This is a genomic window from Haloprofundus halophilus, assembly GCF_003439925.1.
Taxonomy (GTDB): domain Archaea; phylum Halobacteriota; class Halobacteria; order Halobacteriales; family Haloferacaceae; genus Haloprofundus; species Haloprofundus halophilus.
In genome coordinates this window covers 1,432,786-1,450,445 of the sequence record NZ_QQRR01000001.1, presented here as the reverse complement: position 1 = coordinate 1,450,445, position 17,660 = coordinate 1,432,786, and the positions used below count along the sequence as shown (strand labels likewise).

Genomic DNA, 17,660 nt, shown 5'->3' with positions numbered 1-17,660 from the left:
TCAACTCGCCGAGCCGTACGTCTCTTCGAGGTAGGCGACGATGTCGTCGCTCTCGGGCATCCCGTGAACGTCGTGCTTCTCGTCGACGAGCACCGGGACGCCGGTCTGTCCGCTGACTTCCTTCACTTCGGTTCTCTCGGAGTGCGAACGCGGCACTTTCCGCGACTCGTACTCCAGGTCGAGTTCCGCGAGCTTGTTCCTCACTTTCGTACAGAAGGGACAGCCCTCCAGTTCGTACAGTACGAGGTTAGACATCGGCGGACGTTCGGTCGCAGGAAGGTAAAGCCCACTGGGAGCGTGCGGCGGGCGCGCACACTGGAGTCCAGTCGCGTCGGTCGCGTTTGGTCGTATTCGCTCGCGTTCGGTCGTGTTCGGTCGCGTTCGGTCGTGTTCGGTCGCGCTACAGCTCCAGCCGTTGTCTCGTCGCGGCGACGTGTCGGCGGATGTGGCCGCGGTTGACGACGAGTTCGGCGGCGCCCCAGCCGACGAGGAGCAGCGCACCGAGTACGCTGTAGACGAAGTCCCAACTGGAGAGCCACACCGGTCGAATCCACGGCGTGAGGTGGCTCCACATCGTGGCGAACTCGCTGACGGGCTCCTCCAGCGGCGTGTCGAGGAACGGTCCGACGACCCAGTTGCTGAAGGAGACGCGGTCGCCCTCGCCCGGTTCGAGGCCGGCGCTGCCGGAGAGTTCGTAGCTCCCCTCCGCGTCCATGTCGCTGACGGTCGGGCCGTTCGACCCGCCGCCGTGGGCGACTCGCTCGCTGTCGTACGGCCCCCACGTCGCGTAGTACTCCCAGACGATCTCGCCCTCCGGCGTCACCTCGATGACGCGGTGGTTCATCGTGTCGGTGATGAGCGTGTTGCCGTTCGGCAGGCGGTCGGCGTCGCGCGGCCACGTCAACTGGCCTTCGCCGACTTCCCACGTCCGCTCCCACTCGCCGTCTATCAGTTCGTACTCGACGACGCGGTGGTTCTCGGAGTCGGCGACCAGGATGACGGGGTTGCCGTCCTCGCTCTCCAAGTAGTCGGGGTTGTGCTGCTCGTTCAGTATCTCGTAGTTGTCGTCCTCGCCGAGTCGGAGGTCGATATCCCCGCTGGTGCGGTTGACGAGGATGGCCTGGTCAAAGTTCCGCGGCGACAGCAGGAAATGCTCGTCGCCGACGGCTTCGATGTCGTTGACGTGCGTCCAGTCGTCGCTCATCCCGCCGTCGGTGTTGACGTCGTAGTGGTCGCGGAAGTACCACTCCCAGGTTATCTCGTCGGTCGTGCGGTTGTAGATGAAGACGCGGTCGTCGCTGCGGCCGGCGGAGTCGTTCCACTGTCGCATGTTGGCGACGGCGATCTCCTCGTCGTTCAGCATCGTCGCGTCGTGGGTGTCCTCTATGTCGAACTCCTCCTGCCAGACGCGCTCTTTGGTCTCGGGGTTCAGTTCGTAGACGAGCGTCTTCCCCGGACGCGTCGAGACGACGAACAGGTTGCCGTTGTCGAGCGGGTCGACGTCGTAGAACCACGTCGCGCCGCGCTCGTCGCCGTCGTACACCCACTCGGTCTCGCCGCGTTCGTCGACGGAGACGAGACGGGCGGGTTTCTTCTTGTTCCCTTCGCCTTGGAAGTGGAATCCTTGGACGCTGACGACGGTCGACCCGTTCGCGCGTTCGGTCACCGTCCCGCGCTGTAACGTGGTCTCGTCGCCGGAGTCGTGCGTCACGGCCGCGATTCCGGCCGGGACGAACAGGCCGATGACTGCGAACGCCACGAGCGCTCGCAGAATCCATCGTCTGGAGGGCATATCCATGGCCCTCGATTAGTCGTCGCCGCTATGAAAGTTGGTGTTTACGTCGACGGAAACGCGCTACTGTCTGTCGGTTGTCAGCTACAACCGCTGCTACAGTTGCCCGGCGAGGAGGCCGCTCGTGCGGACGAAGAAGTACAGCACGAACGCGCCTGCGAGAATCCACTGGCCTGCGGACACGTCGCGGCGCTCCCCGGCGGCAATTTTGACGAGCGGATAGGAGATGATGCCCGCGGCGATACCGTAGGCGATAGAGAACGTAAACGGCATCACGAGGATGGTCAGCCCGGCGGGGACGGCGTGGGTGATGTCGTTCCACCGGATGTCGACGACGTTACGCAGCATCAGCACCGCGACGACGACGAGCGCGATGTGAGATGCGTACATCGGAATCGCCGCCGCCAGCGGGACGACGGCCAGCGAGGCGAGGAACAGGAGCGCGACGACGAGCGCGGTCATCCCGGTCCGACCGCCCTCCTCGACGCCCGTCGAGGACTCGATGTACGTCGTCACCGTGGAGGTGCCGAGCATCCCGCCGACGGTGGTGCCGACGGCGTCGGCCATCAGCGGTCGGTCGATGTCGGGGAGGTTCCCCTCGTCGTCGAGGAAACCGCCGACCTGACTGACGCCGACGAGCGTTCCGGCGGTGTCGAAGAAGTCGACGAAGAAGAACGTGAAGACGACGAGCGAAAAGGCGAGGGCGTCGACGTTCGACAGCCCTTCGAGGAACGCGCCGACGAGCGGGGTGATGTCGTAGCCCGCGACGTCGTAGGTGAGCGTCGTGTCGCCGACGAGCGACGACGCCGCGAGCGTCGTTCCCTGCGGTGCCTGGTCGGCGGCGTAGGCGCTGTAACCGAGCGCCGACGCCGCGTATCCGAGAACCGATGTGGCGACGATACCGATGATGATAGAGCCGCGGACGCCGCGGGCGTAGAGCGCGAACGTCAAGAACAGGCCGACGACCGAGATGATGGCGACGGGGTCCTGTGCGAAGACGGGATTGAACGTGACGAACGTCGCCGAGTCGCCGGCGACGACGCGCATCGCCTGCAACCCGATGATGGCCAAGAAGAGGCCGATACCGCCGCCGACGGCGAACTTGACGGGTTCGGGGACGAGTTCGATGACGTACTCGCGCGCGCCGACGGCGGTGAGCGCGATGAACAGCACCCCTTCGACGACGACGGCGGCCAGCGCCGTCTGCCACGGAATTCCGAGCCCCAACACGACGGTGAACGCGAAGAAGGCGTTCAACCCTAACCCGGGCGCTTGCGCGAACGGTCGCTTCGCGTACAGCGCCATGACGAACGTCGCCACCGCCGCCGAGATGAGCGTCACGACGGCGAGCATCTGTATCGTCTGCGCGTCGGTTCGGTTCTGCACGTCGATGGCCGCGCTCAGAATCTGCGGGTTGACCACGACGATGTAGCTCATCGTCAGGAACGTCGTTATCCCCGCGAGAACCTCCGTTCGTAAGTTCGTCCCGTGCTCCTCGAATTCGAAGTACGAATCCAGTAACCCCATGTTGGTCGATGATGCATTATCAACTTAAGAATTGCCATCCATTCGTGCACAGTTGTGCACCGATGTGGATGTCGGCGGTCCGAAACGTCGGCAGAACTCGTTAATCGAGCGTCGTCAGCGCGCCGACGGGCGCGTCGGTGAGCTCTCTGGCGCGGCCGAGTCCCTTGTCGCTGACGCCGATGAGCGCGAACACGCCGGTCACGGTGGTGTCGGCCTGTTTGGCGATGTCCAGGAGCAGCTCCTGAGTCTCGCCCGAGCGAATCAGGTCGTCGACGACGAGCACGCGCTGGCCCGACGAGAGGGCGCTCGCGGGGAGGTAGTAGGTGAGTTCGATGCCGGAGGCGAGACGCTGGCGCGACTCGATAAACTCCTCGACGGCGGTCTCTTTGGACTTCTTGGCGTAGGCGAGGCGGGCGTCGAAGTAGCGCGCCATCGCCGCGCCGAGCGTGATACCGTCGGTGGCGGCGGTGAGTATCACGTCGGGGCGCTCGAAGCCGAAACTGTTGGCGGCGACGGGCGCGACGAGGTCGAGGAACGACTGGTCGAAGACGACGCCGGAGTTGTCGACGTACCCCTCGTCGTCGAAGCGGACGCGCGCTTCCAGTTCCGACGAGAGAGCGTCGCGGCCAACGCCTTCGACGACTTCGCGTGCGCGCTCGCTTCCGGGGAGGACGTGACCGTTGACGTACCGGTTCAGGTCACCGGCCGGAAGCCCCGTCACCGACGAGAGTTCGTCGTACGTGCGCGTCTCCTTGAGCATACGGAGGACAGCGACCGCCTGCAGTTGGAGGGCGGCCTTCTCGGCTCTGTTCATACCCCGCGTTTCGCGTTTGCACAACTATGAACACTTCGATATCTTCGAGGCGAGTTTTGCGCACGAGTATGGTTCTCGGGCGGCTGCCCGCGTGACCCGAACGCGTCGCCTACCGGTCGGCCAACAGGTCGGTCGCGGTCAGCAGAGACTGGAGTTCGATATCGTGTTCGGCCATCAGTTCCGTAGCGCCCTCTTCGCGGTCGACGACGACGAGCACGCGGTCGACGTTCGCCCCGGCGTCGCGCAGAGCTTCGACGGCGTCGACGGCGCTCTGTCCGGTCGTGGCGATGTCTTCGAGCAACAGCACTTCCTCGCCCTCGTCGAGGCGGCCCTCGATGCGTTTCGCGGTTCCGTACTCCTTCGCCTTCTTGCGCGCGATGACGTAGGGCCGACCCGTCTCGACCGAGGTGACGGCTACGAGCGGTACCGCGCCGAGGGCGACGCCCGCGAGTTTCTCGTCGCCGACGTGTTCGGCGAACGCCTCCGCGACGAGGCGCAGACATCGCGGGTCGGTCTCGAACAGGTACTTGTCCACGTAGTAGTCGCTCGTCCCGCCGTGGGAGAGTTCGAACTCGCCGAACTGGACCGCCTCCGCGTCGCGAAGCGCCGCGATGAGTTCCGCTTTCGTCATTGGTCGCTGTGGGTTCGCCGAGCGTGATAAACGGGCCGGTTGGCGGCGGACGGTCGCGGTCAGAAGCGAGTTTCTGAGCCGCGAGCGAGCGGAACGAGCGAGCGGGCTTTTTGGTGCACCGGGAGAGCGGAGCTCTCCCGAGCCTTCCTTCGCTTCGTCTGCGGGCGACCCGCGAGTCACCCGCATGGCCTGCGAGACCTTCGGTCTCGCTTCGCTCACGAAGACAGATTTTTGCAAGTGGGGGTGCGCAGAGCGCACCCTCCGCAGCAAAAAGGTGCGTCAGTAGGGCTCGTCTTTCAGCCCGAGCAGATACGCGATGCCGTTCGTCACGAGGTGAAACACCGGGGTGACGACGGCGACGACGACGATTCGACCCGGGGTGAACGTCCGCGAGAACCACGCCGGCGAGAGGAGTTTCGCCAGTCCGAGCGCGCCGACGACGAAATCGAGTTGGTCGAGAAGCGGGAAGGACGCACCGCGTTCACGTCCGCTTCGACGTTTGAGAAACGAGGCCGCGATGTCGCCGAGCATCGCGCCGAGGGAGAGACCGACGGCCCCGCCGAGGCTGAACTCCGGCAGCGAGACGCCGAACCGTCTCTCGGCGCGCTCGCGGACGAGGTTGAGACCGACGGCGAGGAGCACGCCGACGACGCTGCCGACGGCGGTCCCGCGCCACGTCTTCCCGTCGCCGAGCAGTCGGCGGTCGCCCAACGTCCGGCCGCCGTCGATGGGGTCGCCGCCGCCGGAGAGCACGGCGGCGTTGTTCGGCACGTAGGCGGGCAGCATCGACCAGACCGCAGAGACCAGGTACGAGATGACCATACTGCGACCACTCACGGGCGGCATTTAACCCCTCTTCTGTCGGGTCGCCGCCCGGGCTGAGAGGATAACGCTGATAACTGGGTGGTCGCAACTGGGTTGCATGATTCCGCCCATCGCCGGTCGGTTCGTCGCGGGCGAGACGTCAGCGACGGCGCTCGAACACGCCCGCCGGACGAACGTCGACGGCGTGAAGGTCATCCTCAACCTGTTAGGCGAACACTACGACACCCGAGAACCGGCCGACGCCGACGCCGACGCGTACGTCGACCTCCTGGCCGACCTCGGTCGCACGGACCTCGACGCCTGCATCTCGGTCAAGCCCTCCCAGATCGGCCTCGACGTCGGCGAGGACGCGTTCCGGGAGAATCTCGAACGCATCACCGACGCGGCGGCCGAACACGACGAGTTCGTCTGGGTCGACATGGAGGACCACGACACGACCGACGCGACGTTGGCCGCGTACGAGACGTTCGCGGAGGCGACCGGCGGCAACGTCGGCGTCTGCGTGCAGGCGAACCTCCGGCGGACGCGGACCGACCTCGAACGGTTGGTCGACGTCCCCGGGAAGGTCCGCCTCGTCAAGGGGGCGTACGACGAACCCGAGGAGATCGCCTACACCGACAAAGCCGACGTCGACGAGTCCTACCGCGAGAATCTGGAGTTCATGTTCCAGGAGTTCGACGGCGGTATCGCCGTCGGCAGCCACGACCCGGCGATGATTCAGTACGCGACGGACCTCCACGACGAGTACGGCACCGAGTTCGAGATTCAGATGCTGATGGGCGTCCGCGAGGAGGCCCAGCGCGACCTCGCCGACGACGGCTACGAGGTGTGGCAGTACGCTCCCTACGGCGGGAAGTGGTTCTCGTACTTCTACCGGCGAGTCCGCGAGCGCAAGGAGAACGCGCTGTTCGCCCTCCGCGCTATCACGGGCATCTGAGGCGACGGGCGGGTCGACGCGAAACGCGACGCGACGACGCGGCAACTCGGTAGAAGACCTCTTAACCCCACCGGACGGAGTAGCGAGCGAGAATGTCCACGTGGAAACGCGACTTTGCGAGCGGTCTCGTCGTCCTCACTCCGCTTCTGGTTATCCTCCTCGTCCTCAACTGGTTCTACCAGCAGATCGCCGACCTGCCGGTCATCGAGTATCTGGTCGGACAGATGCAGTACGAGTGGATGGCCGTGCTGACGATTCTCGCTATCTTCCTGTTGCTCGTCTTCTCGGTCGGCTACCTCATGCGGACGACCTTCGGCCGACTCGTCGAAGACGGCATCGACGCCGCGATGAACCAAGTACCCCTGATTCGCGTTCTCTACAACGCCTCCAAACTCGCGGTCGAAACCGCACTCACCGGCACCGAAGAACTCCAAACACCGGTTCGTATCGAGACGTGGAACGGCATGCGCATGACCGCGTTCAAGACCGGCAAACGAACCGACGACGGTCGGGTCGTCCTTTTTCTCCCGACCGCCCCGAACATCACCTCCGGATTCGTCGTCGAAGTCGACGAAGATCGAGTCGAAGAGACCGACGAACGCGTCGAGGAGGCGCTGACGCGCATCCTCAGCGCCGGATTCGGCGAGGAGTCCGACCCCGGCATCGACATCGACGTCATCGACGAAGTCTCCGTCGACGACATCCAGCGGTCGAACGACGACTGAACCGCGGCGAGTTCGGCGGTGACGGCCCGACGCCCGGCGTCGTCGCTGCGTAGGTTGAAACGTGATGCCGGGGCAACACCCCCGCGTGCGCTGAACCGCCGCCGCGTCGGGACCGAGGCGGGTGCGCGAGAACTCCCGGCGCGTCACACGGATACGACGGGAGTCTCGCCTGTTCGCTCTGTTCTCCTCAGACGTAGTCGAACCACTCGTCGTGGTCGTCGGTCCGCCGCTCGACGAGGTCGAAGAACGCCGACTGCAGTTCTTCCGTGACGGGACCGCGCGAGCCGTTGCCGATCTCGACGTTGTCGACCTGCCGAATCGGCGTCACCTCGGCGGCGCTGCCGGTGAAGAACAGCTCGTCGGCGGTGTGGAGTTCGCCGCGGCTGATGGTCGCCGTGTCGTCGACTTCGTAGCCGCGCTCGCGGGCCAGTTTGATGACCGTGTCGCGGGTGATTCCGTCGAGGATGCTCTGGGAGAGCCCCGGCGTATAGATGGTCTCGTCGCGGACGAGGAAGATGTTCTCGCCCGGACCCTCGGCGACGTTTCCTTCCTTGTTGAGGACGATAGCCTCGGCGTAACCGTTGCGCCGCGCCTCCTCGCCGGCCAGCAGGCTGTTGACGTACAGCCCCGTCGTCTTCGCGTTCGTCGGAATCTGGCTGGAGGCGTGCTTGCGCCACGAGGAGACCATCACCTCGATACCGTTCTCCAGCGCCTCCTCGCCGAGGTACGCGCCCCACGGCCACGCCGCGATGGTGACGTCCGTCGGGCAGTCGCCGGGGCTCACGCCCAGCGAGTCGTAGCCGTAGTACGCGATCGGCCGGATGTAACAGCTCTGGAGGTCCTGTCTGCGGATGAGTTCGAGCGTCGCCTCGGTCAGTTCGGACGGTTCGTACGGAATCTCCATCTCGTACGGTTTCGTGGAGTCGTAGAACCGTTCGAGGTGCTCCTCCCAGCGGAAGATGGCCGGTCCGTTCTCGGTGTCGTAGCAGCGAACGCCCTCGAAAACGCCCGTCCCGTAGTGGAGGCCGTGCGACAGCACGTGAATCTTCGCGTCGTCCCAGTCGACGAACTCGCCGTTCATCCAGATGGTGTCAACGTCCATCTCGTCGAAGCTCATGGTGGCCTCATTCGCGGGTGAGCGTATAAAACACCCCGTATTCCTCACGGTCTATCCTCCGGCCGTCGGCCAATCGGTGGGAGGGGTTTTGCGGGCGGGGACCGCACTCCGAGCTATGGCCATCGAGACTGTCGCCGTCACCGGCGGCAACGGACAGGTCGGTCGCGCCGTGCTCGCGGAGTTACGCGGCTGCGGCTACCGAACAGTCAATCTCAGCCGCGGGTCGCGGCGCGAGTCGCTCGCCGACGAGTATCGCCGAACGAACCTCCTCGACGCGGGCGAAGTGTACGGCTCGCTCGCGTCGAGCGACGCCGACGGCGTCGTCCACCTCGGGATGGTTCCGCGCCCCGACACCGGTCCCGGCCACGTCACCTTCGAGAGCAACGTGATGTCGACGTACCACGTGCTCGAAGCGTCTCAGAACCTCGATATCGACAGCGTCGCCGTCGCGTCGAGCATGAGCGCGCTCGGCGCGGGGTTCGACCCGGACCCGGTTCGCCTCGACTACCTCCCGGTCGACGAGTCGCATCCGGTCGACCCGCGGGACCCGTACGCGCTCGGCAAGCACGTGCTCGAACGGACGGCCGAAGGAATCGCCCGCCGAAACGCGGGGCCCGCGAGCGTGAGCGCGGTCCGTTTCCCCATCGCCATGGACGACGAACAGCTGCGGGACGCGCTGGGCGACGCCGACCGCTCGCTCGACGCGATTCGGGACGCGCCCTTCTTTCACTCGGCGCGGAACACGCTGTTCGCGTACGTCCACCTCGACGACCTCGCAGACCTCTTTCGTCGCTGTATCGAAGCCGAGTTCGGTGGCTACGAGGCGTTCTGGGCGGCGGCGGCGGAGACGACGGTGGACTCCCCGACGACCGAGCTGGTGGCCGAACTGTATCCGGCTGTCGAGACGCGAGGCGACCTCTCCGGCCACGAGAGCCTCGTCGACACGTCGAAGGCGAGACGGATACTCGGGTGGAAGCCGACGCGTAGCTGGCGAGAGCGGTGAGAACGGAGGATATCGAGCCAGCGTTCGACTACGCCAGTTCCTCGACCAACTGCTGGCCTTCGAGGTAGACGAACCCGCGTCGGTCGGCGTAGGCGCGGGCATCGGCCGGTGACAGCGCCCGCCCGCTCTCGTCGTCGAGCATCTCGCAGACGACGACGGCCGCCGGGAGGTCGGCCTCGGCGGCGAGCGCCAGACCGAGTTCGGTGTGTCCGCGTCTGTCGGCGAGCAGGTCGGGCGCGCCGCGGAGCAGGTTGACGTGGCCGGGCGAGCGGAACTCGGCGGCGAACTCCTCGGGCCCGTAACTCGCCGGGACGGCCTCGACCGCGGTCGCCGCCTCCGCGAGTTTCGTGATGGTCAGCGCGCGGTCCTCGTCGGTGATGCCGGTGAACGTGTCGCGGTGGTTCACCGGCAGCGAGAACGACGACCGACTGTCGTATCTGAGGTCGTGGTCACCGGCGCTCGGGTGGTCGAGCGCGTCGTCGAGAAAGGGGAGGCCGACCGCGTCGGCGACGGCGTCAGAGAACGCGGTGCAGACCAGCCCTCCGGCGTCGTTCCGCAGATGCGAGACGGCCGTGGGCGTCACCGCGCCCGCGGGGTAGACGATGTCCGTCTCGCCCTCTCGGTCGTCGAAGTCGTGGATGAGCACCGGGGCTCCGCTCCGGAAGGCGTCGACGGCGGCGCGGACGCCGCCGTTCGCGCTCGCGCCCGCGTCGTCGCTCGCGCGTTGCGTCATCAGGCGTCCTCCACGTAGACGGTGACCGTCGACCCGTCTTCCAGCGCCAGCACGTCCCGGAGCTTCTCGGGGGCGATGATCTCCAGTTGGCGCTCGTCGTGGTGGGTCCGCTCGGGGACGATGATGTGAGCCGCCTCGTACGTCGACTCTCCGCGTTCGACCGTCGCGGCGTAGCAGGCCGCCGGACCGAACGTCCGCTCGTCGTCCTCCCACCCGTCGATGGGAACGGCGTCGAGGTTCGCCATCCCGGCGCGCGTCCGAACCGACTCGTCGGTGAGTTCGACGTTGAGCGTCCCCGCGAACGGTTCGTAGCTCAACCGCTCCTCGAACTGCTCCATGTAGCCCGAAAGCGAGATGTAGTGGCGGCCTTCGCCCATCCCGCTGGTGACGGTGCCGGTGAGGGTGAGTTCGGAGTCGTCCTCGAAGATTCGGCGGTAGTCGGCGTACTCCCCTCGGAGCGCGCTCTCGCCGTCGTCGGTTATCGACACCCACTGTCCGTCGCTGACGATGTCGCGTTCGACGAGGCCGGCCTCGTCGAGTCGCTGGAGGCGGCGTGACGCCGTCTGGTTGGACGCGTCGAGACGTCCGGCGAGTCCGGCACAGGAGACCTTCACCGGGCCGGTCAATCCGCCATCTAAGGCGACGTGCTTCAACGCGGCCAACTCGTCGTGGCCGACGGCGACTACCGTATCTGGCATACGTCTCACTCCGGTCGCCGACCGCATAAGTATGACGAAACTGAGATGCGTCTCAGATGTGTTATGCGACGACTACCGCCGAAAGGCAGTGCCTACCGAACGTAATGTCGTTCTCACATCTAAGTTCATCGGTCGCGACGATACGTTACCGGCTACCGTGTGACCGCCTCGGTCGGCCGGTTGTTCGGAAATACATTTATCCGACCCTCGAAAACCAACGGGCATGTTCAGAGAGTTTCGCAGTCAGGTCGAGTCGGCGCTGACCGACGCGCTGTCTTCGCTCGACGCGCCGACCGACGACCTCGGCGTCGAAGAACCGCCCGAAGACGTCGACGCCGTGCTCGCCTCCAGCGTCGCGTTCCGCCTCGCCGGCGAACTCGGCGCGGCCCCGCCACAGGTCGCCGCCCGACTCGTCGACGAACTCGACGTCGGCGAGTACGAGTACGTCGCCGACGCGACGACGCAGGGCCCGTACGTCAATTTCGCCGCGACCGACGCCTACCTCGCCGACACCCTCGACGCCGCGGCGACCGACGAGGAGTTCGGTCGCCTCCCCGACACCGGGAAGTCCGTCGTCGTCGAACACACGAGCGCCAACCCGACGGGCCCGGTCCACGTCGGCCGCGCGCGCAACCCGATTCTCGGCGACGCCGTCGCGCGCGTCCTCGACTACGCCGGCAACGACGTCGAACGCCACTACTACGTCAACGACGCGGGTCGGCAGGTCGCCGTCTTCACGTGGGCCTACGAGACGTTCGACGAGGCCGACCTCCCGGAACCCGAGCGCGACCGCGCCGACTACGACCTCGTGCGCTACTACCGCAAAGGCAACCAGTTCCTCGAAGCGGGCGACGCCGACGAAGTGGAAGCGGCCGAGGCCGAGATCGAAGCCATCATGCGAGGGTTGGAGGAGGGCGACGAGGAGACGTACGAGCGCGTCGAAGTCGTCGTCGACCAGGTGCTCGGCGGGATGCGTCAGTCGCTCGCCCGTCTGCCGGCGGTGTTCGACGAGTTCGTCAAGGAGTCGCGGTTCATGCGCGACGGCTCCGCCGACGACGTGGTCGAGCGCCTGAAGGAGTCCGACCACTCCGTCTACGAAGAGGACGCGTGGCAACTCGACCTCACCGACTGGGACATCGAGAAGAAGATGGTGTTTCTCCGCTCCGACGGGACGACGCTGTACACGACGCGCGACCTCGCCCACCACGAGTGGAAGTTCGCAAACTACGACGAGGCCGTGACCGTCCTCGGCGAGGACCACAAACTGCAGGCCGAACAGCTGGGCGCGGCGCTCGAACTGCTCGGCAACGACACCTCCCAGCTTCGCCACGCCATCTACTCCTACGTCAACCTCCCGGAGGGGAAGATGAGCACCCGACAGGGGACCGGTGTCGACCTCGACGACCTGCTCGACGAGTCCATCGCCCGCGCCCGCGAGGAGGTCGAGTCCCGCCTCGACTCGCGCATCCGCGACGACGACCTCTCGGAGAAAGACATCGAACGCATCGCTCGCCAGGTCGGTATCGGGGCCGTCCGCTACGACATCGTCTCGAAACAGCCGACGAAGGCCATCACGTTCGAGTGGGACCGCGCGCTCGACTTCGAGGCCCAGTCCGCGCCCTACGTCCAGTACATCCACGCGCGCTGCTGCGGCATCCTCGCCGAGGCTGGCGTCGACGTCGCCGGGGGCGAGTCGCTGACCCTCGCCGCCGTCGACGCGGACCTCCTCGACGCGCCCGAGGAGCGCGACCTCGTCCGGACGCTCGCCCGGTTCCCGGCGGTCATCGAGGAAGCCGCCGAGGACCTCGAACCGCACGTCGTCGCCACGTACACCCGAGAACTCGCGGAGACGTTCAACGCCTTCTACCGCGAGTGTCCGGTGCTCACCGCCGAGGGCGACCGCAGGGAGGCGCGTCTCGCGCTCGTCGCGGGCGCTCGCCACGCGGTCGCCAACGCGCTCGACGCGCTCGGCGTCGAAGCGCCGACCTCGATGTGAGGCGGCGGGTCAGAAGAGAAGCGGGAGTGCGAGACCCGGCGAGCTAACGAGACTACCGCCGACGGATGTGACGGCTATCGCGCCCGCACCGAGTGCGAGCACGAGAAACAACACGACCCACCAGAAGGGGACGGTTTCGTCTTCGGCCATACCGTTGCTGTGGCGGGTTCCCTAAAAGAACTTCCCGTTTTCACCGCAGGAGTCGACCGAGGAACCCCTTCTGTTCGGTGTCGGCCTCCTCGTCCTCCTCGTTCCCGTTCGCTTGCGTCGTCTCGCCGTCGTCGTGGGGCTGTTCGTCGCCGGAACCGCCGGACTCGCTCTCGGCGTTTTCGGCCTCCTCGACGAGCGCGGTGTCGTACACGCCGTCTTCCTCCTCCTCCTCGGACCCACCCGCAGCGTCCGGTCGGTCGCTCTCGGAGCCCTCGGCCGTATCGGTCGGTTCCTCTGCTTCGGCGATGGCGTCGGCGAGGGGCTCGACGTTGGACTCGGCGGTGTCGTCTTCGGCCGCTTCCTCCGTCGCTCCCCGTCCGACCTCGCCGGACTCGCCCTCGTCGACGCCGAGTTTCGCCTCCGCGCTGGCGATAGACAGCGTTCCGTCCGCAGCGTCGGCGCTCTCACCCTCGTCCGGTTCGGTGTTCGTCGATTCGGCAGTCTTCGATTCGGTGTCCCCCGATTCGGTAGCCTCCGACTCAGTGTCCCCCGATTCGGTAGCCTCCGATCCGGTGACCACTGAACCGGTTTCGCTGGATTCGTCGATCTCGTCGGTCCGCACCTCGACTCCGTCGTCGACCTCGGCGTCCGGGTCGTACGCCGCGACGGCTTCGGCGAGCGTCGCGTAGGCTACGGCGGCGGGGCTGTCGGGGGCGTGCGTCGACACCGGCACCGACGAGGCCACCGATTCGGCGACCGCGTCGTCGGCCGGCACCGCCTCGACGACCGCCGCGTCGAGGCGCTCGGCGACCTCCTCGGCGTTCGGGTTCTCGGGGTCGACGCGCGTCAGGACGACGCCCGCGACGGTGCCGCCGAGTCGCTCGGTCACCTCGCGGGTCTTGTCGGTGTCGCCGAGGGCGTCGCGTTCGGTGTTGCAGACGAGAAAGACGGCGTCGGCCAGACCCAGGGGGAGGACGGCGTCGTGACTCAGGCCGCTGCCGGTGTCGACGAGCACGAAATCGTACGGTTCGAGCGCCGAGAACACGGCGCGTAGCTCGGTCGGCTCCGCGGCGGCGAACGCGTCTAAACTGCCGTCGCCGGGGACGACGTCGACGCCGGCGTCCGAGCGGTACGTCGCGTCGTCGACGGACGCCCGTCCCGCGAGCACGTCGTGCACTGTCGCGTCCGAGACGTCGACGCCGAGTGCGGCCGCGAGGTTCGGCATGGCGAGGTCCGCGTCGACGACGGCGACGTCGTGGCCGGCCGCCGCCAACGCCGCGCCCAGATTCGCCGTCGTCGTCGTTTTTCCGACGCCGCCTTTCGCACTCGCGACCGCGTATATCCAAGCCATAGTTGAGTTGTACACATCCTCCCGTGTCGGGGATATAAATGTAGCCCCCGACCGTCGTCGGACCGCCGACGGCCGTCAGAGGCGCTCGCAGTCCGGCGGCCCGCCAGTCAAAGCATACTTACCGCCCGCCCGGACTAGTAGAGGTAATGAGTGCTGACGCCGAGGGGCCGAGCGACGACCGCCGGAAGTACGAGTTCCGGAAGGTCATAGAGGAGTTGTCGGAGTACGAAGGCTCCGGAACCCAGCTCGTCACCATCTACATCCCTCCCGACAAGCAGATTTCGGACGTGGTCGACCACGTCGTCCAGGAACACAGCGAGGCGGCCAACATCAAGTCCAAGCAGACGCGGACGAACGTTCAGGACGCGCTCACGAGCATCAAAGACCGCCTGCGCTACTTCGACACGTTCCCGCCGGACAACGGTATCGTCATCTTCTCGGGCGCTATCAACTCCGGCGGCGGCCAGACGACGATGGTCACCAAGACGCTGGAGAGCCCGCCGGAACCGGTCCAGTCGTTCCGCTACCACTGCGACTCGGCCTTTCTGACCGAACCGCTGGAGCAGATGCTCTCGGACAAGGGGCTGTTCGGCCTCATCGTCCTCGACCGCCGCGAGGCCAACGTCGGGTGGCTGAAGGGCAAGCGCGTCGAACCGGTCAAATCCGCCTCCTCGCTCGTGCCGGGCAAGCAGCGCAAAGGTGGCCAGTCCGCCCAGCGTTTCGCCCGCCTCCGCCTCGAAGCCATCGACAACTTCTACCAGGAGGTCGCCGAGATGGCCAACGACCTGTTCGTCGCCAAGCGCCACGACATCGACGGCATCCTCGTCGGCGGTCCCTCACCGACGAAGGACGAGTTCCTCGACGGCGACTACCTCCACCACGAGATTCAGGACAAAGTCGTCGGGAAGTTCGACGTCTCCTACACCGACGAGTCGGGCCTCTACGACCTGGTCGACGCCGCACAGGAGGTGCTGGCCGACCAGGAGGTGATGAAGGACAAAGCCGAGATGGAGGAGTTCTTCGAGAGCCTCCACGCCGGCGACCTCGCCACCTACGGGTTCGAGGCGACCAGAAAGAACCTCGTCATGGGCTCGGTCGACCGCCTGCTCATCAGCGAGGACCTCCGCAGAGACGTCGTCGTCTACGACTGCGACGGGACCGAGGAGTACGAGGTCGTCGACGCCCGCCACTCGACGCCGGAACACGAGTGCGTCGAGGGCGGCGAGGCCGAGGTCGTCGAGCGCGAGGACGTCATCGAACACCTGATGGCGATCGCCGACCAGCGCGGTACGGAAACGAAGTTCATCAGCACCGACTTCGAGAAAGGCGAGCAACTGTACGACGCCTTCGGCGGCATCGCGGGCATCCTTCGGTACTCCACCGGCGTCTAAGCGCCGCTACTCGCTCCCCTCGGTATTTTCTCACTCGTTGAGAACGATTCTCAGCGACTGCAAACGCACCGACGGGCCCGGGCGGCCGCGCTCACTCGAACCGAACGCCCAGGTCGTGCATCCCGTCGTTGTTCGCCGCCACGTTCACCAGCAGCGGCGTCACGCTCTCGACCTCCGCCGCGTTGGCGATGCCGCCCGCGTCGAGCGCGCGCAGACCCGCTATCGCCTCCGCGAGCATCCGAACCGTCTCCTTGGCGTCGGGGTCGTCGCCGACGAGCAACACGTCGATGTCGAGGTCGGCGTCCAGGTCGGCGAGTCGCCCCGCGGCGAGATTGTGGAACGCGCCCACGACGGGTACGTCGTCGGGCGCGCTGTCGGCGACCAACTGCGTCACGCTCCCGGCGCTCGGCGGGTGGTAGTGAAAGCCGTCGTCGTCGCGCTTCATCCCCGTCGCCGGACTGACGAGCACGTCCGCGTCGTCGAGTTTCGGCGCGACCGCTTCGACGGTGTCGGCGACGTGGTACGGCGGAACGGCGAGCACGACGATGTCCGCCCTGTCGGCGGCCATCTCGTTGTCGAAGCCGTTTATCTTCACGTCGACGCCGCGGCTGTCGAGTTCCGTCTCGTACTCCTCGGCTTTCTGCCGCGCCCGGTCGGGGTCGCGAGAGCCGATGAGCACCTCGTGGGGGGTGTCGTACGCCCACCGCAGCGCCAGTCCCTCGCCGATGTCGCCGGTTCCGCCGAGTAACGCGATTCGCATGGTGAATGTGAGGCGGGCCGTCCCCTAAACGTTACGCGAGCGGTGAGAACTGTCGGCAGTCGTCGGGTTCGGTCGCCGTGTCGAACTCACTCGTCGTCGGCCGAATCTTCCGACTCCACTTCCGGCGACCAGACGCCGAGGCGCTCGAACCCGCCGCGGTAGGCCAACCAGAACGCGAGCGCCGGAATCGTCGCCAACACGGCGGCGAACACCATCAGTCGCGCCGTCGGGTCCGGCGGCACCACGAACGGGATCGCGACGAGCATCACGGCGTCCAGCGCCAACATAGTGAGCAGGAACGCCCAGAAACGTCGTCGGGCCATCAGGTCACTCCAACAGCGCGGGCAGGTCGTTCACGCTGTCGACGACGGCCGCTGCGCCCGCCGATTCGTACTTCCGTCGTCCCTCTTCGCCGGTGAGGCCGCCGGTCAGCACGCCGACGCCGCGGTACGTCCGACTCGCGTCGGCTTCGGCGGCGTTCACCGCCGTCCGGATATCGTCGAGGGTGTCGCCGACGAACGTCACCGTCTCCGCCTCGAACCGTTCGGCGAGCGTCACGAGCGCCTTCGGGTGGGGTTTGCCCTCCTCCCAGTCGTCCATCGTGAAGCGGTGCTCGTCGGCCACGCCGAGGCCGACTCTGTTGAGTGCGATATCGGCTTCGGCGCTCGGTCTACCGGTTAGCACGCCGACGTCGAACCGACTCGTGAGGTTTGTGACCGTCTCCTCGGTGAGGATGACCGGTTCGTCGTGGATGTAGCCCTCGGTCTCGAACGGCGGTTCGTCGCCCTCGAACTCCCGGTAGAGGTCGCTGCCGAGGTACAGCGCCTGAAACACGTCGCGGAGGTGGTCGGTTTTCCACTTGTCGCGGACCCGCGCCTGCGAGATGCTCGGCATGTCGGCGACGACCGACTGCGCGGCGTCGAGGCCGCCGCCGTGGTCGGCGATGTGCGCCGCGAACTCTTCGGTCGGCATCTTCAGTCCCTCCCGCTGAGCGAGCACGTACAGCGCGACGGCGTACGTCAACTCCCAGTCGTTGTTGAACCCCCCCGCGTCCTTGAACGCCTGAAGCTCCTCCACCGGAACCGTCCGTCCGTACACCCGGTCGACGGACTCGACGACGGCGCGGCGATAGGAGTCGGCGACGTCGACGAGAACGCCATCTACATCGAGAACGACCGCGTCGGTCTGCATACCTTGCGTGCGAACCGGA

The 17,660-nt window shown here is 66.5% G+C and carries 19 protein-coding genes; 5 read left to right on the top strand and 14 right to left on the bottom strand.

What is annotated here, in order from left to right; all coding sequences use genetic code 11:
- The 6 genes from DV709_RS07250 to DV709_RS07225 form a co-directional block, all read right to left on the bottom strand.
- Window positions 1-255 carry a glutathione S-transferase N-terminal domain-containing protein gene (locus tag DV709_RS07250; protein ID WP_117593142.1) on the bottom strand — a complete coding sequence of 85 codons (255 nt, stop codon included), beginning with the start codon at window positions 253-255 and terminating at the stop codon, window positions 1-3.
- Window positions 256-400: 145 nt separating this feature from the next.
- The gene (locus DV709_RS07245) at window positions 401-1,798 is read right to left on the bottom strand and encodes an ArsR family transcriptional regulator (protein ID WP_117593140.1); all 1,398 of its coding nucleotides are present in this window, start codon (window positions 1,796-1,798) and stop codon (window positions 401-403) included.
- 90 nt (window positions 1,799-1,888) lie between these two features.
- Window positions 1,889-3,319, bottom strand: a complete 1,431-nt coding sequence (locus DV709_RS07240) for an NCS2 family permease (RefSeq protein WP_117593137.1) — start codon at window positions 3,317-3,319, stop codon at window positions 1,889-1,891.
- 100 nt (window positions 3,320-3,419) lie between these two features.
- A complete protein-coding gene (locus tag DV709_RS07235; RefSeq protein ID WP_058580571.1) occupies window positions 3,420-4,133 on the bottom strand; it encodes a phosphoribosyltransferase family protein in 714 nt (237 codons plus the stop codon).
- 109 nt (window positions 4,134-4,242) lie between these two features.
- Entirely contained in the window at window positions 4,243-4,764 is a 522-nt protein-coding gene (gene pyrE, locus DV709_RS07230; protein WP_117593135.1) for an orotate phosphoribosyltransferase, read from the bottom strand.
- Between the two features lie 279 nt (window positions 4,765-5,043).
- Window positions 5,044-5,586, bottom strand: coding sequence for a CDP-2,3-bis-(O-geranylgeranyl)-sn-glycerol synthase (locus tag DV709_RS07225; RefSeq protein ID WP_117593132.1), 543 nt, complete (start codon window positions 5,584-5,586; stop codon window positions 5,044-5,046).
- A gap of 100 nt (window positions 5,587-5,686) precedes the next feature.
- Here DV709_RS07225 and DV709_RS07220 point away from each other — a divergent pair, with 100 nt between their 5' ends.
- Together DV709_RS07220 and DV709_RS07215 are read left to right on the top strand one after the other, a co-directional pair.
- The gene (locus DV709_RS07220) at window positions 5,687-6,526 is read left to right on the top strand and encodes a proline dehydrogenase family protein (protein ID WP_117593129.1); all 840 of its coding nucleotides are present in this window, start codon (window positions 5,687-5,689) and stop codon (window positions 6,524-6,526) included.
- 92 nt (window positions 6,527-6,618) lie between these two features.
- The gene (locus tag DV709_RS07215; protein WP_117593125.1) at window positions 6,619-7,251 is read left to right on the top strand and encodes a DUF502 domain-containing protein; all 633 of its coding nucleotides are present in this window, start codon (window positions 6,619-6,621) and stop codon (window positions 7,249-7,251) included.
- Between the two features lie 187 nt (window positions 7,252-7,438).
- On the opposite strand, the gene DV709_RS07210 is transcribed toward DV709_RS07215, so the two are convergent.
- Window positions 7,439-8,368 carry a branched-chain amino acid transaminase gene (locus tag DV709_RS07210; RefSeq protein ID WP_117593122.1) on the bottom strand — a complete coding sequence of 310 codons (930 nt, stop codon included), beginning with the start codon at window positions 8,366-8,368 and terminating at the stop codon, window positions 7,439-7,441.
- A 115-nt stretch (window positions 8,369-8,483) separates the two neighbouring features.
- Here DV709_RS07210 and DV709_RS07205 point away from each other — a divergent pair, with 115 nt between their 5' ends.
- Window positions 8,484-9,371 carry an NAD-dependent epimerase/dehydratase family protein gene (locus DV709_RS07205; RefSeq protein ID WP_117593118.1) on the top strand — a complete coding sequence of 296 codons (888 nt, stop codon included), beginning with the start codon at window positions 8,484-8,486 and terminating at the stop codon, window positions 9,369-9,371.
- Window positions 9,372-9,399: 28 nt separating this feature from the next.
- Here the strand turns inward: DV709_RS07205 and ribB are convergent, their stop codons facing one another.
- Both ribB and DV709_RS07195 read right to left on the bottom strand, forming a co-directional pair.
- Window positions 9,400-10,104, bottom strand: coding sequence for a 3,4-dihydroxy-2-butanone-4-phosphate synthase (gene ribB, locus DV709_RS07200; protein ID WP_117593113.1), 705 nt, complete (start codon window positions 10,102-10,104; stop codon window positions 9,400-9,402).
- On the bottom strand, window positions 10,104-10,802 hold the full coding sequence (locus DV709_RS07195) for a DUF120 domain-containing protein (protein WP_117593110.1): 699 nt from the start codon (window positions 10,800-10,802) through the stop codon (window positions 10,104-10,106). The genes ribB and DV709_RS07195 overlap by 1 nt, the downstream gene beginning before the upstream one ends.
- A gap of 223 nt (window positions 10,803-11,025) precedes the next feature.
- On the opposite strand from DV709_RS07195, the gene argS reads away from it, so the two are divergent.
- Entirely contained in the window at window positions 11,026-12,798 is a 1,773-nt protein-coding gene (gene argS / locus DV709_RS07190; protein WP_117593105.1) for an arginine--tRNA ligase, read from the top strand.
- A gap of 9 nt (window positions 12,799-12,807) precedes the next feature.
- On the opposite strand, the gene DV709_RS18010 is transcribed toward argS, so the two are convergent.
- Window positions 12,808-12,948, bottom strand: a complete 141-nt coding sequence (locus DV709_RS18010; protein WP_198665660.1) for a hypothetical protein — start codon at window positions 12,946-12,948, stop codon at window positions 12,808-12,810.
- A 40-nt stretch (window positions 12,949-12,988) separates the two neighbouring features.
- On the bottom strand, window positions 12,989-14,299 hold the full coding sequence (locus DV709_RS07185; protein WP_117593100.1) for a MinD/ParA family ATP-binding protein: 1,311 nt from the start codon (window positions 14,297-14,299) through the stop codon (window positions 12,989-12,991).
- A gap of 146 nt (window positions 14,300-14,445) precedes the next feature.
- On the opposite strand from DV709_RS07185, the gene prf1 reads away from it, so the two are divergent.
- On the top strand, window positions 14,446-15,690 hold the full coding sequence (gene prf1, locus DV709_RS07180; RefSeq protein WP_117593096.1) for a peptide chain release factor aRF-1: 1,245 nt from the start codon (window positions 14,446-14,448) through the stop codon (window positions 15,688-15,690).
- 91 nt (window positions 15,691-15,781) lie between these two features.
- Here the strand turns inward: prf1 and npdG are convergent, their stop codons facing one another.
- From npdG to DV709_RS07165, 3 genes are all read right to left on the bottom strand, one after another.
- The gene (npdG, locus tag DV709_RS07175; protein ID WP_117593094.1) at window positions 15,782-16,450 is read right to left on the bottom strand and encodes an NADPH-dependent F420 reductase; all 669 of its coding nucleotides are present in this window, start codon (window positions 16,448-16,450) and stop codon (window positions 15,782-15,784) included.
- 86 nt (window positions 16,451-16,536) lie between these two features.
- Window positions 16,537-16,773: a DUF7534 family protein gene (locus DV709_RS07170; RefSeq protein ID WP_117593090.1), complete on the bottom strand. Its 237-nt coding sequence runs from the start codon at window positions 16,771-16,773 to the stop codon at window positions 16,537-16,539.
- Between the two features lie 4 nt (window positions 16,774-16,777).
- On the bottom strand, window positions 16,778-17,641 hold the full coding sequence (locus DV709_RS07165; protein ID WP_117593086.1) for a TIGR01548 family HAD-type hydrolase: 864 nt from the start codon (window positions 17,639-17,641) through the stop codon (window positions 16,778-16,780).
- Window positions 17,642-17,660 lie beyond the last annotated feature (19 nt).